The organism is Ruegeria sp. CK2 (assembly GCF_056536585.1).
On record NZ_JBQFPW010000008.1, the window covers coordinates 148,086 to 166,386 of the forward strand.

14 protein-coding genes are annotated in these 18,301 nt (G+C 56.5%); 5 read left to right on the forward strand and 9 right to left on the reverse strand.

Going from position 1 to position 18,301, the window contains the following annotated elements:
• Window positions 1–7: 7 nt before the first annotated feature.
• Genes ACR0BU_RS13945 through ACR0BU_RS13965 form a run of 5 tightly spaced genes read right to left on the reverse strand, consistent with a single transcriptional unit; the run spans window position 8 to window position 8,583 of the window.
• On the reverse strand, window positions 8–940 hold the full coding sequence (locus ACR0BU_RS13945; RefSeq protein ID WP_480737924.1) for a M23 family metallopeptidase: 933 nt from the start codon (window positions 938–940) through the stop codon (window positions 8–10).
• Window positions 937–3,909, reverse strand: coding sequence for an NHLP bacteriocin export ABC transporter permease/ATPase subunit (locus ACR0BU_RS13950; RefSeq protein WP_480737925.1), 2,973 nt, complete (start codon window positions 3,907–3,909; stop codon window positions 937–939). The genes ACR0BU_RS13945 and ACR0BU_RS13950 overlap by 4 nt, the downstream gene beginning before the upstream one ends.
• A gap of 13 nt (window positions 3,910–3,922) precedes the next feature.
• On the reverse strand, window positions 3,923–6,160 hold the full coding sequence (locus ACR0BU_RS13955; protein WP_298934732.1) for an NHLP family bacteriocin export ABC transporter peptidase/permease/ATPase subunit: 2,238 nt from the start codon (window positions 6,158–6,160) through the stop codon (window positions 3,923–3,925).
• Window positions 6,161–6,219: 59 nt separating this feature from the next.
• Complete coding sequence (locus ACR0BU_RS13960) at window positions 6,220–7,473, reverse strand: NHLP bacteriocin system secretion protein (protein WP_299891317.1); 1,254 nt, start codon at window positions 7,471–7,473, stop codon at window positions 6,220–6,222.
• A 42-nt stretch (window positions 7,474–7,515) separates the two neighbouring features.
• Entirely contained in the window at window positions 7,516–8,583 is a 1,068-nt protein-coding gene (locus tag ACR0BU_RS13965; RefSeq protein WP_480737927.1) for a hypothetical protein, read from the reverse strand.
• A gap of 92 nt (window positions 8,584–8,675) precedes the next feature.
• On the opposite strand from ACR0BU_RS13965, the gene ACR0BU_RS13970 reads away from it, so the two are divergent.
• The 3 genes from ACR0BU_RS13970 to ACR0BU_RS13980 all read left to right on the forward strand — a co-directional run bounded on the left by ACR0BU_RS13970 (window position 8,676) and on the right by ACR0BU_RS13980 (window position 11,227).
• Window positions 8,676–9,806, forward strand: coding sequence for a DUF7005 family protein (locus ACR0BU_RS13970; protein WP_480737929.1), 1,131 nt, complete (start codon window positions 8,676–8,678; stop codon window positions 9,804–9,806).
• 134 nt (window positions 9,807–9,940) lie between these two features.
• On the forward strand, window positions 9,941–10,279 hold the full coding sequence (locus tag ACR0BU_RS13975; protein WP_298934736.1) for an STAS domain-containing protein: 339 nt from the start codon (window positions 9,941–9,943) through the stop codon (window positions 10,277–10,279).
• A gap of 15 nt (window positions 10,280–10,294) precedes the next feature.
• A complete protein-coding gene (locus ACR0BU_RS13980; protein WP_480737931.1) occupies window positions 10,295–11,227 on the forward strand; it encodes a M23 family metallopeptidase in 933 nt (310 codons plus the stop codon).
• 405 nt (window positions 11,228–11,632) lie between these two features.
• Here the strand turns inward: ACR0BU_RS13980 and ACR0BU_RS13985 are convergent, their stop codons facing one another.
• The 3 genes from ACR0BU_RS13985 to ACR0BU_RS13995 form a co-directional block, all read right to left on the reverse strand.
• A complete protein-coding gene (locus ACR0BU_RS13985) occupies window positions 11,633–13,051 on the reverse strand; it encodes an ABC transporter transmembrane domain-containing protein (RefSeq protein WP_480737932.1) in 1,419 nt (472 codons plus the stop codon).
• Window positions 13,052–13,134: 83 nt separating this feature from the next.
• Window positions 13,135–14,181, reverse strand: coding sequence for a DUF1611 domain-containing protein (locus ACR0BU_RS13990; protein WP_480737933.1), 1,047 nt, complete (start codon window positions 14,179–14,181; stop codon window positions 13,135–13,137).
• Between the two features lie 26 nt (window positions 14,182–14,207).
• Window positions 14,208–15,023, reverse strand: a complete 816-nt coding sequence (locus ACR0BU_RS13995) for a hypothetical protein (protein ID WP_480737934.1) — start codon at window positions 15,021–15,023, stop codon at window positions 14,208–14,210.
• A gap of 228 nt (window positions 15,024–15,251) precedes the next feature.
• Between ACR0BU_RS13995 and ACR0BU_RS14000 the strand changes: the two genes are divergently transcribed.
• On the forward strand, window positions 15,252–15,758 hold the full coding sequence (locus ACR0BU_RS14000; RefSeq protein WP_480737935.1) for an RNA polymerase sigma factor: 507 nt from the start codon (window positions 15,252–15,254) through the stop codon (window positions 15,756–15,758).
• Complete coding sequence (locus ACR0BU_RS14005) at window positions 15,755–16,498, forward strand: anti-sigma factor family protein (RefSeq protein WP_299083780.1); 744 nt, start codon at window positions 15,755–15,757, stop codon at window positions 16,496–16,498. The genes ACR0BU_RS14000 and ACR0BU_RS14005 overlap by 4 nt, the downstream gene beginning before the upstream one ends.
• Here the strand turns inward: ACR0BU_RS14005 and ACR0BU_RS14010 are convergent.
• A complete protein-coding gene (locus tag ACR0BU_RS14010; protein ID WP_480737936.1) occupies window positions 16,495–17,907 on the reverse strand; it encodes a S8 family serine peptidase in 1,413 nt (470 codons plus the stop codon). The two genes, ACR0BU_RS14005 and ACR0BU_RS14010, sit on opposite strands and share 4 nt — an antisense overlap.
• Window positions 17,908–18,301: the final 394 nt, after the last annotated feature.

Genomic DNA, 18,301 nt, shown 5'->3' on the forward strand with positions numbered 1-18,301 from the left:
GTCCCTGTTACCTCAAAACCATGTTTCGGGTCAGGAAAAGCCCGTCGAATGTAATCGGGACTGCGGTCGCGGTCGAGATCGCCGCAGTGATATCGTCCACCTGGCCTTCCACAGCATGGATATGCAAATGCGGTTCCGTCGAATTTCCCGAATTCCCGACGCGTCCCAATTCCTGTCCCGTACCGACACGGGTGCCCGCGTCGACAGTCAGGCTGCCTGGCTGGAGATGGGCCAGTAGGACGGTGATGCCGTCACAGGTGAGTAGAGCAAAGTTTCCGGCCGGTGCCTGCAGATTCGCGCCTCCGATAGGTGTTTCGGGCTGGTCGTCGCGCGTTGCAAGAACATCTCCCTCACAAGGAGCAATCACCGGCATGCCAAAGATCGCGTAATCCTCTGGATCTGAAGAGGAAAGGGACTTGGCACGCCGCCCATCGGGCCAGAGTGCTATCAAATCCACGGCATATTTCTGGCTCGGCGTGGTGAAATGGTGGTTCACGATGATCGATTGACCGCCCTGCATAACAGCAACGCGATCACCACTTAGCGGCAGGGCCAGATCGACAGCATCGTTGGGCACATTTCCTGCTGTCAGGATTTGTAGAAGATTGGACAGGAACAGGGCTGTTGGCAAAGCAAATGCGATCAGTGAAACCCATCCGCCCCATCTGTTCGGGACATACTGTGTTTCAGCGGATTGACGGACCGGACATGACCAAATCGTTGAGGCAATCGCCAGAACAATCAGGACCCATCGCCATTGCGATCCGATGGCCAACCAAACGACGCCACCGAGAAACAAAAAGGTCGAAAAGCTCAACAACAGTGCCGACCGCAAAAGCCAATCCGCCCAGTTTCGCGGTCGCCTCAGGGTAAGATCGATTGCAAACAGAAGCGGAAGGCCGAAGGTCAGGATCACGGCCAGCCATTGGCTGTCGATCATAGAAGCTGCCTCCGCGCCAGCGCTGCAAACGATCCATCGCGGGACATCAATTCGCTGTAGCGCCCTTCTTCGATAATCTTGCCGCCCTCCAGCATGATGATCCGGTCGGCATTTACAATGGTCGTCAAGCGATGTGCCACGACGATCCGGGTCAGGTTCTGTTTGTCGAGACTCGCGTTCACGATTGACTGGGTCTTGTTGTCCAGCGCGCTTGTGGCTTCATCCAGAATCAAGATGCGTGGTTTTTGCGCCATCGCGCGTGCGATCATCAACCGCTGTTTCTGTCCGCCCGAAAAAGTGCCTGCGCCTTCAGAAACCACGGTATGAAGTTTCATTGGCATGGCTTCGATATCATCTTCGAGCCCGGCGGCAATTGCCGCTTCCATCGCATCGTCCTGTGTCAGCCGCGTAGACCCTACAATATTCTCGAAAATCGTGCCTGACGTGAGACGGCTGCCCTGCAGAACGACCCCAATCTGGCGGCGCACGGCACCAAGATTCAGCCCGTGCAAATCCTGCCCGTCAAAATAGACGCCGCCCGCTTCGGCTTGTTCGAAGCCAAGGATCAAGCGCAGGATCGTGGATTTTCCGGACCCGGATGCGCCGACAAACGCCACAAATTCCCCGGGACGGATTTTGATTGAGACGTTGTCAAGGACTGGAGGACCTTCCGGGTCATAGCGGAAGGTTACGTTGGACAATTCGATCTGACCTGTCAGTTCTCCCGGGTCGAGGGCATCGCTGCGTATCTCGGGCACCGCCTTGAGTATCGGGTCTGCGCGACGATAGAGCGGAACAATTTCGATGATCTGCGAAGCAGCGGCGGCGAAAGCCATAACTGAAGCGTTGAACTGACCCAGTGCTGCGTTGAAGGAGAGAAAATCACCAATGGTGAAGCCAGGACCGTCAATGCTGGAATCGTTCAGTTGGTAGTAGACATAAGCAAACACGGTGATCGAGGCAGCCACTGGAAACATCGCGTTGAACACCTCTTGACCGGCATTCAAACGGGACGCGGCATAGGTGTGGCTTTTGGTTTTCTGATAGAGCTTTGCCCAACGCGCAAAGGCGCGGCTTTCACTATTTGAACTTCTGAGCTTGGCGATTCCTGCAAGAAACTGGAACACCTGGCCTTCGATCTTGCCCATCGTTTCCAACGCAGCCTGTTTGTGCGGAATCATCGCCCAGGTGAAAAATGTGGTCACGAGAATGACGATCAGGATCAGCCCGGTGGCGACCAATGCAAGTTCCCACGAGTAGTAGAACAGCAGCGCGAAGGAAAAGAGTGAGAAAATAAGCGAAAATACGGACTGCAACGTGGCGCCCGTCAGGACTTCGCGGATTGAGTTGATGCTGTTGGCCCGGTCAGCCAGATCACCCGAAGTGTAATCTCTGAAAAATCCTAAAGGCAGCGCAAGCAGCCTGTCCCAGACAGCGGATTGAATGCGCCCGTCCATTTTTCCGGTCACGCGCAAAACGGTGAAGCCGCGGGTTATGTCAAAGATGAAGACGCCCAGAGCAGTCAGGATCAAAGCCCCGATGACCGCTGTGAACGTGTTCAGGTCGGCGCGCGGCACCACGTCGGAGAACAGATAGCCAATTGAAACCGGTACGGCGAGGCCAAGCAAGCCGGACAGCAATCCCAAGCACAGCACCAACCACAATTCCCGCTGCATGCCGCGCAAACCAAAAGAGAGAACTTCTTTTACGTCCAACCCCTTCAATGGGAAGGGCACGTAGAACATGTAGGCAAAAGCATTTAGTTCGCTTGCATTTCGCCGGGTCAGTTTGGTGCGTGTCCCCGACGCCGGATCTATCATGACATAGTCGCCAGAGGCAGAGCTTGGCATTAGAGCGACGGGCTGTGTTTCATCCTCGTCCAAATACCCGACAAGCGCACCGACATCCGAACGATACCAATTATCACGCAGTGCGACGCGCCGCATGCGCAGCCCCGACGCGCGCGCATACTCCTTGAGTTGGTCAACCCATTTTCGGTGTGTGCCGTGCTTGGGTTTCTTCGCCGCAGAGCCCTGGCTGCGCACAACATGTGAAAATGCGGTGAAAAGCAGGTCTTCGCCCGTGTCGGTGTCTCCGCCGGCCTCGGCCAAGTTCTCCAAGTCTGGACGCAATACGCTGCCCAGCGTGGCCAGGGCTCCTGTAAAACGAACTTGTCGCTGTCCGAACCGTGCCGCGCGTATTTCGGTCGCCTCTGCGCGCGTCAGATCGATCTCTTCCTGGATGATCGGAAGGAAGTAGCGATGGAAATTGTCCATAGCTTCCCAGAGACCGCCCAAGAACAGAAGCGTTGGCGTGTAGGCGCAACTGATCGTGCAGTCGGTTCCAAAACTGATCCAGCTCTGATCCGTTATCGGAACCGCTACACCGCCTTGCTGCAATTGGCACTCGTCGCGATCCAGAAACTTGGCTTCGCCGTCATCCAGCGTGCCCCAGACCACATCCTGAAACTGCGCGCAGGCGTCAGTGCCTGCTGAGAACGCCTGAGCGGGTTCCGCTTCAAGCACGAGCGCGTTGCGCGGAATGCGGTTCTGGACTATCGAGCGCGACAACAGCCCGACCCAAGTGTCGATCCAGTCCACAACGATAATGTCGAAATCGTCGCCCTGAACATCTGCGGCGTCGCCTTCGTAAAGCTGCGTACCCATGGCTGCCACGGCCCGCAGCGCCAGCCGATTGCCATTGGGCAGATCAAGGCTGGGTACACCAAACAGCACTGCACCGGGACCGACATGCATGACGTGCCGCCCGGTCGAAACCACCTGATCTCCCGACATCTCGATGGCGTAGACGTCGATATATCCCACCAGGACGAGCCAAATTTTGGACGTGTCTTCGATCAGGAAGGGGCGGTGCCCGCCCACCGCCATACGCGTGCCGGTGATCTTTCCCAGCAGTTCGGCGTCAAAGGCGTCATGAGTTTCGGTCTGGGCCATGTCCGTTTGTGTCATGCTCTCAAACCTCCTATTCCGCCTGCATCAGGCTGCGATAGGGCCCGTCCTGTTCGATCATTTCTTCATGAATGCCGCGCTGCACCGCCGATCCCTGGCTCAGCACGATGATTTCGTCGCTGTCGCGGACAGTCGAAAGCCGATGCGCCACAACCACGCTGGTGCATCCGCGCCGTCGGACATTGTCGTCGATCTGTTTTTCAACAATCGGATCGAGCGCCGCGGTCGCCTCATCCAACACGAGGATCGAAGGATTAACTGTAAGAGCACGGGCGATTTCGACGCGCTGGCGTTGCCCGCCAGAAAAGTTTGAACCCATCTCCGACACCTGTGTGTCATACCGTCCGGCGCGTGCTTCGATGACGTCCAGAATGGCGGCATCGCGTAGCGCGTTCACAATGTCACGCTCCTGCACCATTGTGTCCCACATCGACAGGTTGTCGCGTAACGATCCTTCGAACAGGAAAATCTCTTGATCCACGGTCGAAAGCGATTGTGAAAACACTCGCTGCGGGATCTCGTTAAGGGGTTTGCCGTCAAACAGGATATCTCCGCTCCATGGCGCATAGAGCCCTGTAATCAACTTGGCCACCGTCGATTTTCCGCTGCCAGATCCACCGATCAAGGCCACGCGCTGACCCGGTTCAATCACCAAAGACAGCCCGTTGATCAGAGGGGGGCCGGCTTTTGAGTAGCCAAAGACGACGTCGCGCAATTCGATCCGTCCATTCAATTTCATGAGGGCCGCTTCGGCTGGCGTTTTCTCGTCCTGCACGCCGGACCGCGGATCGAGCTCATGGTTGAGAACGTCATCGAGGCGCGCAAGATCGCCTTTGATTTCCTGCAAGCTGCCTGCGAGGTTGACCATTTTCTCGATCGGGCCGGTGAAGCTTCGCATCAGGCTCTGGAACGCGACAAGCATGCCAATGGTCATCGCCCCGTCCATCACCCGAAGCCCGCCGAGAAACAGTATCGCCACGGTGATCAGGGCTGACACCAATACAGGCACCGATCCCAGGATCGTCGAAAAGAAAGAAAACTCTTGCCGGGATGCCAGATACTTGGCCTGGTACCCAGACCATCTGGAAAAGAAATCATCCTCTTGACCCGATGACTTCAGAGTTTCCATAAGCTGTATGCCGGCAACGGACGTGCCCGCAAGCTTGCCCTGATCTTGCATCAGCCGACGACTGCCATCTTCGCGCACCCGATTGAGCAATCTGAGGACCAGCACGTTCAGCAGAGCAAGCCCTGCACCAACCATCGCCATGATCGGATCAAAGGCGTACATCACCGCCAGATAAAAGATTACAGTCGGAAGTGAGGCGAGATTGGTTGCCAACGGGCCGGACAATAATGTGGCCACGCGGTCATTTGCCGTTACGCGTGACAGGATGTCTCCGGCAAAACGCTGGTCGAAGAAACCCTGGGGCAGTCGGAACACGTGCCACAGAAAGGCCGATGCCTGCGTCAAGGCAATCTTGGTGTCCAGTCGCACCAGTGCAATCTGCTGCAACCACGTCAGCGCGCCGCGCATCAGCCCGGTGAGTGCCATTCCGATAAGCAGAGGCATGACCCAGTTATCGAGGTTCTGAATCAAAATTTCGTCGACGAAGATCTTTGAGAAGACCGGGATGACCAGCCCCGGGATGACTAACGACAAGGTGGCTAGCAGGACGAAGGTCACGGCGGTTTTTGAACTGCTCAGACGGCGGAAAAGACCAGCCAGATCCTTGGGACGCTCACCACCCTTTTTGAACTCCGGCCCGGGTTCGAATTCGAGTACAACGCCCGTGTATCCTTCGTCGAACTCTTCAAAGCTCAGCGTACGCGGTCCCATCGCCGGGTCGTTGATGTGAACTTTCTTTCCCCGGATGCCTTCCAGGACCACAAAGTGATTGAAGTTCCAGAACACGATGCATGGCATCTTGACGTCGAGTAGCTTGGGCAGACTGTATTTGTAGCCCTTTGCTGTCAAACCATGCCCGCGCGCAGCCTTCAGAACGTTCGACGCTTTCGAGCCATCACGGCTCACGCCGCATTCGGTCCGCAAACGTTCAAGCGGGACATAGCGCCCATAGTAGCGCAGGATCATTGCCAGTGCGGCGGCGCCACATTCTACGGCTTCCATCTGAAGCACAGTCGGGACAGACTTTCTGCGTCCCTTTTTGCGAGCTGCTTCCTTGAAGGCGAGCAATTCCTTGTCAGCGCTCTGATCGTCTGAGGCGTTGGATTGGGAACCGGAAAACACGTCAGATCAAGCCTTTTGCAAAAGACAGAGTGCAGCGCGAGGAGGTTTGGTGGGATACATCAGAGCCCTGTCCATTCACGCAGCAATGGTATTACCATCTCAATGGGGCGCTGGGTGCGTACCGTCACTTCCCCTTCGGTCAGTGTGCCAGAGCGCAGTTCAAGCCCCGCACCTCTGTCAGATGTCCAAGCATAGCCAGAAACTGAATTTGGATCCCGGTCGAGTCGCACGATCGCCCTGTAAGGCGGGCCCGAGGCGGAAAACTGCCGCACAAGCTCGCTGTTGCGCAGCACCGCCATCATGCCATCGACGGTCGAGGGGAAGCCGGACACTTCTGTGACTTGTCCACGAATGGTGCCATATTCCTCACGGGCTGCTGTTAGCGGCGAAATCTGAACCTGCATACCCGGTTCCACCGATTTGCCGTCGGATGGACCAACATACAAAACCAGCTCAAGGCTGTCGCCCAGGGTTTCAAATGACAGCGCGGCCTCGCCGCGGCCTAGAAGCTGACCGGCCGTGGCCTGCAATTCAGTTACGCGACCGGCAGCAGGGGCAATGATGACCGAACCGCGTTGTAGCTGGCTTTCGATCGCCGTTTGCCGGCGTTGGGCTTCGGCGACACGCTGCTGCGCCTGCTCAATCCGATCGTTATTGCTTGCCAGGGCGTCGAAACGGCGCACTTCTATGTCGGACAATACCTGCCGCAGCTCGCCCAGTTCCTTGAGGATGGAGTCAACGGCCAGCTGGCGTTCAAGAACGGCGTCATTTGTGGCACGACCGCGTTCTAAAAGGTCTTCGAATTCTTCCAGACGTTCGCGCGCATTTTTCAATCGCACCTCGGCGACTGTCACCCGCTCATTGGTGGCGTCTATCTGCTCTTGTAGTGCATCGTTCTGCAACTCTGACTGCCGTTCCACATCTGACTGAACTCGATCCAGCTCACTCTTTGCCTCATCGACGGTCGCAATCGTGTTGTCCAACTCGATCTGCAGATCCCGCTGGGAAAGGCGCGCAACGATCTGATCCTTTTCGACGAGATCGTCGATAGAGACCTCCAACCTTTCAACGATACCGTCGGCCTGCGCCACAGCATCAAAGACGCGTCCGCCTTCGATGATCAGGATGCCATCACCTTTTACGCGGGAGGGCAGTGAGCCTAGAAAACTCCAGACGACGGCCGCGGCGAGCATGGACATTAGCATCAACATGGCGAGCCACGCTTTGCTGTCCGTTACCGGAACCAACCTGTCGAGCTGCTCTGGAGAGGCAAGCCGGTCCATCGCACTTTTGCGGAAGATATTCTTGCTCATCGCTCACGTCCCGGTGTTTTTGCGGGCCCTTTTCCGGATTTCCTACGGTTGTCCGCCACGCTCCGGTTCGGTTGACCCTTTGATTGAATTCTCTGCGGTGAAAACCGTTCCGTCAAGAGATTCATAAAGCGTTTCGCTGGCGCTATCGACTTTTGACTTCAACAGGTTCCTGATCTCATGGCCTAATACCGAGCCCACAACTCTAAGTTGATGTTGTGAAAGGAAATTTGCCTCATTTTGGGGGAGCAGCGTCATCGGCTCGTGCAAGGTATCTTGATAGCGCTCGTCCGGTTCAAGGCGCGAATTTAGTCGTCCCAGAGTTGGAGACAGCCTGTCCAGCATCGCGGCCTGGACGCATTTTGCGGGGTAGGCCGCCTGTGCAGTGACTTCTGGCAACGCACTGCAGAGCGCGTCTGAGAGGATGCGGCCGCGCCGGCCGATTTCTGTATTCAGTGCCAGTTGTAACTCCGTTTCCGCGCGGGTCAGGCCCCGATTGATTCTTGGGGCCCTTGGAGCATTGAGGTCTTGTGCCTCTAGGCCAAGCCAATCTGCCAGGCGGTCTGTAAGATGCGCCTTGTGGCGGCTGTAGTTGAACAATTTGATCGATACATTCGGTTGGTCGTCATAAGCTTCCAGAAATCGCAGGGCGAGATCGGGTACGGTGTAAAGGTCAAAAAAACGCTCTAACGGGGCCGTCCCGCCTGCGCGTTTCACATATTGCATCCAAAGCGACGCCGCGTGCGAAACAGGGTCTCGGATCGCAAGCAAAATGGAAACTTTGTCATAACCAGCTTCGATGGCCAGCTGCCCCAGACGCTCCGGATCCGAGGCTGTTGCGAGTTGTGGAAAGAACTCTTCGCTCGACAGTATCAGCCCTCGGTCGGGGCGGGGGCGGTCTAGCAGTAATGCCTGCATCGCCTTCGGGGTTTGCGCCGCCACGAGGCCATTGCCCTGACCGACTTCCGCGTTGTCTTCTTCGTTCTCCTGCCAAGAAGGCGGCGGGTAATCATAGCCGTGCCGTGCCAACACAGATCGATTTTCCCTCAGAAGTGCCTGTAAAAAACTGGTGCCCGTCTTGGAGTGGCCTATGTGCAGTAAGAGTCTTGACATGGGACCTTCTGAGCTTGCTAAGAATACCAGGTGGCGCCGTGTCTTCAACGTAACCGCACCCTCAATGTACTGGGAAGTAAAGGTGATTTACGATGCTTGAGCAAGCACCCAATGCGTTGCGCGTCGCAGGTGTAACAGGCGCAGATGCGGAGTGCCTTCTGGCGACGCTTTCGCCGCCGTTTGAAGGCCCGAACAAGGCTCCGGATTTCCCATTGCCGGACGAACCCTTTGTGGAAACATGGGATAGTTATGCGAGCAGCCCAGACATCTGGTTGAAATTGTCGACGTCGCTCCCACAGCTGCGCTTCGAGATTTCAGATATGCAAGGTCAGAACCCCGCCTATCTGGCCGCGACCAAACGGGGGGACCTGTCTTTGGCACCAGACCCCGGCGAGGGTTTGCAATTGGAAGCGCCACAGGCTTTGAAGGTGACGCTACACCAGACAGCGGCCGGGCGAATACCCGTTCTCGAGCCTGCTACGCGATCAGATTTTGAAGCTCTCCTGCGCGCATTCTTGTATCGCAGCGAACCCGTTGCTGTGCCCAGCAGTATGGGGGCGGCTATGGTGTCAGGGTTCAACAACTGGGACCGAATAGCGCGGCTCAGGGCAGATTGGCTTGCCGACGGCAACTCCGAGTTTGATTGGACAGCGTATTTCCGGGCAGAGATTGTGCCCAACAAACCTCTATATCAGGATCGGTTCATAATCCTGTCGCGCGGAACCTACAGCAACGTGACCGCCGATGATTTGCCCGGTGGTCAGGAAAAGGTCCTGGAGTTATCACGGGTGATCCGGCTGGAACATGAATGCGCTCATTACTTCACTCGGCGTGTTTGCGGGCAAATGCGCAACGACCTGTATGACGAGTTGCTGGCTGACTATGCTGGTCTTGTCGCCGCGACCGGTCAGTTCGATGCAGAGTTGTTTCTGACTATGATCGGTCTGACACCAGACCGCGCGCTTCAGCCTAAGGCCCGCGCCCGAATATACCTTGACCAGAATCTCACGCCCGCTGCCGAACGCGGCATGCTGAGACTGCTTGCCCATGCGGCTTCAGTGATGGACAGGTTGCATCAGGATCATGTCGTACCGCGACTGGGCGCTTCGCCAGATCTCGGGAAGGTTTTGCTTGCTCTTTCAGCATTGTGCTTCGAAGATTTCGCAGCAGACGACATAGAACACCGTTTCATCCAAGGCCTCGACTGGGCGTGCGTTTCCTGACGGCCGACCGAAGCGTACGGAGATTTTTTGCGGCGTCGCGTGGTGGCATCAATTGACTTTTGGCTGGTTAGCCTGCCAGTTTAGCGCGAACCAACAAGAGCAGTTAAAGCCACTAGGCTACATGGGAGCGACCGATGGAGATTAATGTCATCCAGCATGACGGCTACGCGCAGCTGGTTGTTACTGGCCGTATCGACAGTTCAACCGCCCCTCAGTTCGAAGGCGCACTTATCGCCCAGCTTGACGGGGCGGCGACGTCGACGCTCGTGGATATGACAGCCGTTGATTTCGTAAGCAGTGCGGGGCTGAGAGTATTCCTGATGGGCGCAAAAAAAGTCAAGGGAACTGCTGCGGAGATGATCCTCTGTGCGATGAATGACAATATTCGCAACGTCTTCAAAATGAGCGGGTTTGATCGCATTCTGTCGATTGCCGACAGCCTCGAAGACGGTGTGGGCCAAGTCAGCAATTAGAGGGTTTGCGCGGCGATGTATATCCCGCGCCCACTTCTGGCAGCACTGTCGAACGCTGCCCTGCCTCCGGTGATGGCGTTTCAAGCCACCCTTGCATCAAGCTTGGCCGAGCAGATGTCCGGTGTTTTGACCTTTGCTGTGTTTTGCCTTTTCTTCCAGATCATGCTGCCGCGCACGCCGCCATGGGACAGGTGGATCATGCTGGTCAGCGGGGTCGCCATGGCAATGGCCATTTTTGCAAAATCCGACTCGCCGGTTGGCACGTGGTCTGACGCTTTTGTAGGGCTGTTGATCGGCCTGCCAATTGGTGTGTTTTGCTTTCTTGTGAAACGCCAGCGACTTGCCGAGGTGGCCGAATTGCATGTGCACAGCCCGGTATCAGATGGCCGATTTCTGGTCATACAAGGTGGAGCCAGCCGATTTTTGAACCATCACCTGAAATGCTTGAATGTTTCAGATCTTCGTGGCCAGTCATACGGGGTCGACATTGTGGCTGCGGGGGTGCTCGGTCTGCAAACGCGCAGGGTCTATCCGCGAGGTGTGGGTGATTTCTGGATATATGGGCATCCACTGTTATCACCGGTCACAGGGCAAGTCAGTGCCGCAAGCGACGGCGCCGACGACCAACCGCTGGGAGCTTCGGATCGAACCACCCCGTTGGGAAACCATGTCTGCATTCAGTGTGACCATCCCGAAATTGGCATGGTCGAGGTTTGTCTGGCACATCTTCGCAAAGGCAGCGTTTCGGTTGCGAAGGGGGATGTGGTCAAGATCGGCCAGCTAGTGGGTGAAATTGGCAATTCGGGAAACTCCTCGGATCCGCATCTGCATATTCATGCGCATCGGCCTGACGGATCTGGTAACCCCCTGAGTGGTGAGCCGATACCGATCAGGTTCCAGGGCGTGAGCGCGTTGAGGCGCAATCGAGTTTTCACCATTCCGGCTTAGAGTCAGGTAGGCATTGCCAAGCTGATCCTGGGGATCGTCAAGGTGTTAGCCACAATCCCAAATGCCCCTAGCCCGAACGATGATCAGCCAAATTCGCTAGCCTCGTCTGACGGGCTATCGTTTTCTAAGATCCATCATTTCCAATGCGGTCTGGCCTTGCCATCGCCTTGCGCTCAGTCTGCGCAACGACGAGGATCTGCTTGCCGAGCAAGGGATCATGGTGAGTTGTGAGACGATCCGGGCGTCGATCATCGAGCCCACTAGGTGTCGAATAACCGCATCGAGCGATCGCTCAGACCATCCGCGATCTACGCAACAACGCGGTCTTGACGCAGACTTGTGACCATTGAAATTGTTAGGGTTAGAGAGTGAATGACTGTTGGGCGTGGCAAGTCGAAAGCCAGTTCATGATTCCCCTGATGGATAGGGGAGGGTTACGAGTTTGGTCGCTATTTGCCACATAGTGGATGCACGTACACGGACAGGCGGCGCACTGAGTACAAGGATGACGCCCGGCTTTTGCAGCATAAGGTGCAGGCATGAGATGGCCAGCCTCTGATCTGCTGAAAGGTTGGCGCCGCGCTCTGACAGCTTGGAACTTAGCCCCCCCATATCATTGATAACGTTCATCAATCCTGTATCGCGGGCGGCTTGTAGGATCTGATCATCTGATGGTCTTGTCCGCAAGCCCAAGGTCACTGCACGGCGCATACTTCCCTTCAGGATCAATGGCCGTTCGGTGACAATCCCCACACAGCGGCGCAGGCTGCCCGGCGATAAGTTGGAAATGTCCTTTCCGTCTAGTTTGAGCTTAACATCCACGAGTTTGGAATTGCCTGTAAAAGCGGTTTCGATTTGATCCATCAGTGTCTTGGACACAGCCTCGGTCTGCCCCGGAGCCAACTTCAGAGCAGGTCCGTGATGAGACGTGACTTCTACTGAAACTGGTTTCCGACGCAGGCGGCTTTTGGAGTTCGTTCGTGTAGACAAAGGACGCTGTAGGGCGCGGATCAGTTTGTTGTGAGCAATGTGAAACCTTGCTGCCTGATCGCCGGATGCCATCGCATTGCGCAATGGTCTGATCATCAGCCCTAGCGTTGCCAGAGCGGCCGCAATTGTCCCGGTTGGCATGCCTTCAAGCGCGCCAATCCACATGATCAGGCTGGCCGCGACGGCTGCCGACACCTCTGGGACAGCTTTTCGGACCTCAATGAGGCCATACAAGCCTCGGGCGGTCTCGACGACCTGGGTTGCGCGGCGAGACAGCAAATTTGACTCAGTCCTCCGGCGCCCCAATGCTGCTAGTCGGGGTGCGATCGGCAGGCGTTCGGTGACATCGGCGGCAAGCCGCGCGCGGCGCTGGCGCAACGTCCGATGTGCACGCACCAACCTGCTTTGTGACAGAGGTACCCAAATCGCTGTGGGCAGAAGGGCACAGACCGCCGCCCAAGCAAATTGCTTGTCCAGGTAGATCAGCACGGCGGTGGATACGGGCAACAGAACCGAGGCCTGCACCAATCGGGGCAATCCAAGGCTGGGCCAGCCTTTCAGTGCACTCAGATCGCCTGTGAACCGCAGAACATGATAGCCTAAGCGCTTTTGGTTCAGTTCGTTCTGGTCGCTCCGACTGGCGTGATCGAACAAGGTTAGGCGAACGTCTTTGGCAAAATCCTGCCCCAAGTGTTCAGCGAGCACCCGAATGGTCAGCTGCATCACAGCCGCGCAAGCTCCCGCGGCGCCAACCAATGCTATCTCTGCTACGGGTAGTCCAGACCCGGCATGCAGCGCCACAAAAACCCTGCGCGTTGCCACGGCGACCGTCACGAAAGCCACCGCCTGCAGAAGGGTCGAAATCAGGACCCATCCTAGCAGTCGCCGTCTTAAACCAACAAAAAGTGCGGGGGGGTTCATGCCGCCAGGGCGGATCGACCCATCAGGGTACGTGCCGCCAGTGTGTTGGCATAAGCCGGATCAAGCAGCTGACCCTTTGTCAGCACTTGAACACCCGTCGCGATTTGGGCCTCGTTCACGGCCATGGGCGAGCATGACAGCATCCCAGTCAAAGCAATTGGACGGATCCCGTTGCGATCCAGTTCAGCGACGCCGCCCGCAGCCGCAACGGCATCTGAACATGCGAATAGATATTTTGAGAACCTACCGCGTGCTGAGGGTGTCGCCAGAATGGCGGCCGTTTCCTGTTGGAAAATGCCATCTGCCAGCTCCATCACTGCGATGTTGCAATCGCGGGTCTCAGCCTCGCTTAGCAATGTGTCTATGCCTTCAACGATCCTGTGCAAGGGCTCCTTATAGGTGGTGACCATGCCCGCATCGGTAAAATCAGCGACATAAGATGCGCCAGTATCGGTGTAGGCATTGTAGTCGCCAAATGCGCCCGTGCCTGTCCCTTTTAGTACCGCGGCCTGCCAACCCGCCTTTGTCAGCCCATGGGCAAGAGCCGCCGTTGCGGTTGTCTTGCCTGAGTTCATCGAGGTGCCCACGACACAGATGACCGGGATTTGGCTGGTTGTGGTCGGTTTGGCCAAAGCGAAATCACGGGTGTTTAGAACGGTTCCGTCCTTGGATGTGATTCGCCCCAAAGGTTGAATACGCGTAGGGGGTTTGATGCGCTCATTGCGCTGCACCATCCGCCCGATACACCCACCACCAGCAAGCATGTCGCTACATTGTTCATCGATCTCGGCAAAGCCTTCAAACTGATCGGGGGCATACCGGGCTCCGCACGGCAGAACGACCAGATCGCCTGGGTACAGGGTCGAGGGGCGCCCCTCAGGCAGCTGGATGCGCCTGTGGTTGCCGATCGACTTTACACGACCGAGGATAAGATCACCCGGTTTTGTCTGCGAGAAATCATGGCACAGCCCGCCGGCAAGATTCTGATCAATGCGGCGTGTTGCAAAGCACCATTTCGCGGTTTTGAAATTGCAGTTTTTCATAGTTAAACTCCTGTAAGTAAAACGTTTTAGTCGCTGCACACCAGTCCGGTTAACCCCGCTGCCGCGCAGTCTGAAAAGCTGTGGACACATCCCGGAAGTTCACACAGCGACAGGTCGGCCGTGACACCGCGCGCATCAGCCGCGGCGCGAACTGCTTTGCAGTAGTAACGCGCACGCGCCAACCGGTGGCGTCCCTGAACATCATCGATGCACGGCTCTTTGCGTAAGGCTTCATCCCGGTGATGATCTTCGGCGCCCACGTAGACCCGCAGTTTCAGGGCAAGAAAGTGCCTCAGTTGATTGTGCGCCAAAGCCGGAATGTTTGTTTTAAGGTTCGTTTCTGACGGGGCCAGACCCATCGGAAATGGCTGCGTCAAATCAGGCAGGCAATACCAGCCAGCAGCAGCAAGGTGCAGGGCCGCCACCCGTTGCGGGTACAGCATTGCAAACCGGTGTGCGAGCTGTGCGCCACCGGAATAGCCGAACATCTCAACCTTGTCTGTTCTTGCCAATCCCATCTGCTGCACCAGGGCGAGCAGGGCAAGAAGCGCACGATCCGGGCGGTAACCGCCGATCCGTTGAAAATGCGACCAGTTCTCTCTCGTGAACAATGGAGTAATCAGAACCTGGCCTTTACTCGCACATGGCTCTGAAAATGCCCCGGCAACCCCTGCGGCGTCGCGGGATATTCCGTGCAGCGCCACCAGAGGTGGCATATCCGGAGAACATGTTTTAGGGACGCGGATTTCGGCGTGTAGCTGGCGGCGTCCTGACCAAACTGAGACTCTGGTCACTGACATCGGTCTTGAAACGGGCATGACATCCATAGCGGTATCGAGCATCCTTGAACTCCTGATTGCTGTCTTGCTGGTACAACGGCTCAGGCGGCGGTCTATTCCAAAATTCTTAAAGGCGCGGAGCGAGGGTGGTTACAGGGCGGCACATCAGCCAGTCTCTGTATCGAGCGTCTGTTGGCCATCCCGCGGTAGGTTTTTATGTTTCCGATCTTTTGGAATAAACTCTGTCCTGATCCGTTGTCGGGGGACACTACATGAGACAGGAGTGACTGCATGACAGACCGGTTTCGAAAAGACCTGGTCGCGCTGGTGCCAAAACTGCGTCGGTTTGCACTGACACTGACAGGCAACAAACCGGACGCAGATGATCTGGTGCAGTCAGCTTGTGTGAAAGCGTTGAAAAACCTCGACCAGTTCCGTGAAGGGACGCGTATGGACAGTTGGATGTACCGAATTATCCAAACACTTTGGATTGATGATCGCAGGCGCGCTAAAACCCGCGGGACCGCGTTGGATCCGGAGGCCGCCAGTTTGTCTGATGAGGGGCGGGCAGCGCGTTTGCCTGAGGATCGGATGATGTTGGACATGGCGCGGGTTGCCATGGGGGCGTTGCCAGAAAAGCAGCGTCTCGTTCTGTCACTCGTGGCGATTGAAGGTTTGAGTTACAAAGAAACCGCCGATGTGCTTGAGGTGCCAGTCGGCACTGTCATGAGCCGTTTGTCGCGGGCCAGGGACGCTTTGCTACCGCAATTGGGGATGTCGAAAGGACCGATGCAATGAGTGCTGAAACCGTGTTAGACAAGTCCCGCCTCGCCGCGTTTGCCGATGGAGAGTTGTCGCCGGAAGAGGCCGCAGCGGTCGTCTTGCATCTGGCGGATCATCCGCAGGATCAGTCCTATGTCGACAACCTTATGGCCGCTAACGAAGCGCTGTCCGAAGCCTTTGCTGAGCCGTTGGATGAACCTATCCCTCAGGCCGTTAAAGACACTTTATTGGGCGAAACAAAATCGGCCCAAATCTTGCCGTTTCGCGCGCGTCCGCGCGTCTGGATCGGGGCGGCTGTTGCAGCCACATTGGCCTTTGTGGCGGTGACGGGGTCCCATCTGCTAGTACCGAGTGCCGCGCCAAACCTGGCAGTTGGTCCAGTTGAAAGTGGCTCAGGCCTGGCATCGGCTTTGCGCCGTTTGCCCTCGGGGGTTCCCGAAAAAACTGGTGTGAATCAGGAATTCATGATCCTTGCCACGCTTCCGACGGCGGATGGTTTTTGCCGCGAATTCGAGATCATCAACCGCCCAGATCAGCGTATTGAGCTTGGCATTGCCTGCATCGCCTCTGACACATGGGTGGTCGAAGTCACCCTGTCAGAACCACTTGCGGCGTCTGGAACCGAAGATGGTTTTGTGACCGCAAGCGGGGCCGAGATGCAGGGGCTCATGCCATTTCTCGACCGGTTGGGGGCAGGCGAGGCGCTCGCTCCCTCGGAAGAAGCGGATTTGATTGCACAGGGCTGGCGGCCTTAGCACAGCGATGCTGCGTTCAGCAGGCCAGCCCCAAAAACCTCATCCACGCCGGGCGAGCCCAGGTCTCGGGCCGATTGCCTCAAGAATTCGCGCACCTGTTCAGGGGACAGGGTTTCGTCCTGTGACAGCAAAAGAGCCACCGCCGCGGTAACAAAAGGGACCGCGAAAGACGTGCCTGATTTGAGACGTGCACCGCGTATCGACGTGGCCGATAACATATTCACGCCGGGTGCCGTCAAATCGATATGTGCCCCACGCTGCGCCTGACGGTAAATGCGTGCCCGGGCGTCCACGGCAGTAACGGCCAGCACAGGTTCATAAGCGGCGGGAAAGGCCGGTTTGCCCGATGGTCCAGCGTTGCCCGCGGCTGCAACCAGAACAATTCCATCTTGCTGTACCAACTGATTGACAGCCTCTTCAAGCAAGCTGTTCTCCGGACCGGACAGAGAAAGATTGATCACGCGTACACCACGGGCTTTCAACGCATCAAGGCCGCGCAACAGCGAAACCAGATCGGCCCGCTCATCCGAACCCCTGCGGGAAAAGACATCAACCGCAATGATCTTGGCATCATGAATCAAACCGGGAACCCGGCTGTTTGGATTGCCAATCATCAGGGATGCAACCGCGGTGCCATGGATCGCCTTAGACGGTTCAAGAGATTGGTCGGAAAGCTTAATCAAATCCAGCTGCGCTGCAGCCATGATCTCATGATCCGAGTTAATTCCGGTATCAATCATGCCCACGGGAACGCGAACGGAACACGTATCGCTGGCCCTTGTGATGTCTGGCCACTGGATAATGTCCCAGGCGGCGCAGTTTTCGTGAAGACAGGGCGCTGAAACGGCCACGTTTGTTTCGCCTTGTTCAAACCTATAATAGTGATTGAAATCTGCGGTGCTGACCGACGGTAGGGCTCTGACCCGGTCCCGAGCGGCCTCCAATGTCAGGTCCGTTGGCGTCGTCAAACGTGTAAGAACCTGATTGAACGCCCCTAAGTTTTCCGTCGCTAAAACCGCAAATCCTTCTGATAGTAGCTGTTCGATGTCTTCGGTGGACGCATCTGATACCACGACTTCTGCGGGTGCGCGTGACGGAAGCACAACGCGCGCAGGAGGTGGTGCTGGTTCTGCCGGTTGCGGTGTGTCGGTCAGCCGCCGCAGCAGCGATCCGAGCGGATTTTTCCACGAAGAGGCCCGGCCATTTCCCGAGCCACCAGTGCTCTGGCCCATTTGGTCGTCATCGTCATCATCATCCCCATCGTCTCTGTCATCCCCATCGTCGTCATCATCAGCCCAGGCGGCAGAAACCAGCGAGGCTTGCCACTCCATAGGCAGTGCCAGTTGCAAGGGGATCAAAAGGCTGGCGACTATTAAAACCTGGAAGAGTTTTATCGTTGGCATTCTCATATCGACTTCCAACTCCGATTATACATGTTTCGGAAAGACAACGATGTAGAGGGTGACTTATTCCATATTGGACTCTTAAGCCACTCAGGTGGATATCATGTCCCTGATATGGAGTCTTCTGGATCAACACGAGGTCGCTAAGGAGACATTAGCCCGGTTGATTACGCCTTGGCTGCTCGGTTCATGGGGTGAAATGCGAATGGCGGCAATTCTCGCTTACGCTGGTCAAGAGATGGGCAGCGTTGTAGCGACTGAGATATTGGTACCAGCGTTGAAATCAAAACGTCGGACGACGCATTGCGGATGGGGCAGCTGCTAGATTTTCCAATGAGCTGAGCCAAGACGGCTCTAAACTCGGGCAGATTGTGACCAGCGGGTTGGTTAAGTGGTTGGA

Coding starts and splice junctions, on each gene's coding strand:
- ACR0BU_RS13945 (WP_480737924.1), bottom strand. CDS start 940: ATGATCGACAGCCAATGGCTGGCCGTGATCCTGACCTTCGGCCTTCCG.
- ACR0BU_RS13950 (WP_480737925.1), bottom strand. CDS start 3,909: ATGACACAAACGGACATGGCCCAGACCGAAACTCATGACGCCTTTGAC.
- ACR0BU_RS13960 (WP_299891317.1), bottom strand. CDS start 7,473: ATGAGCAAGAATATCTTCCGCAAAAGTGCGATGGACCGGCTTGCCTCT.
- ACR0BU_RS13965 (WP_480737927.1), bottom strand. CDS start 8,583: ATGTCAAGACTCTTACTGCACATAGGCCACTCCAAGACGGGCACCAGT.
- ACR0BU_RS13970 (WP_480737929.1), top strand. CDS start 8,676: ATGCTTGAGCAAGCACCCAATGCGTTGCGCGTCGCAGGTGTAACAGGC.
- ACR0BU_RS13975 (WP_298934736.1), top strand. CDS start 9,941: ATGGAGATTAATGTCATCCAGCATGACGGCTACGCGCAGCTGGTTGTT.
- ACR0BU_RS13980 (WP_480737931.1), top strand. CDS start 10,295: ATGTATATCCCGCGCCCACTTCTGGCAGCACTGTCGAACGCTGCCCTG.
- ACR0BU_RS13990 (WP_480737933.1), bottom strand. CDS start 14,181: ATGAAAAACTGCAATTTCAAAACCGCGAAATGGTGCTTTGCAACACGC.
- ACR0BU_RS13995 (WP_480737934.1), bottom strand. CDS start 15,023: ATGCTCGATACCGCTATGGATGTCATGCCCGTTTCAAGACCGATGTCA.
- ACR0BU_RS14000 (WP_480737935.1), top strand. CDS start 15,252: ATGACAGACCGGTTTCGAAAAGACCTGGTCGCGCTGGTGCCAAAACTG.
- ACR0BU_RS14005 (WP_299083780.1), top strand. CDS start 15,755: ATGAGTGCTGAAACCGTGTTAGACAAGTCCCGCCTCGCCGCGTTTGCC.
- ACR0BU_RS14010 (WP_480737936.1), bottom strand. CDS start 17,907: ATGAGAATGCCAACGATAAAACTCTTCCAGGTTTTAATAGTCGCCAGC.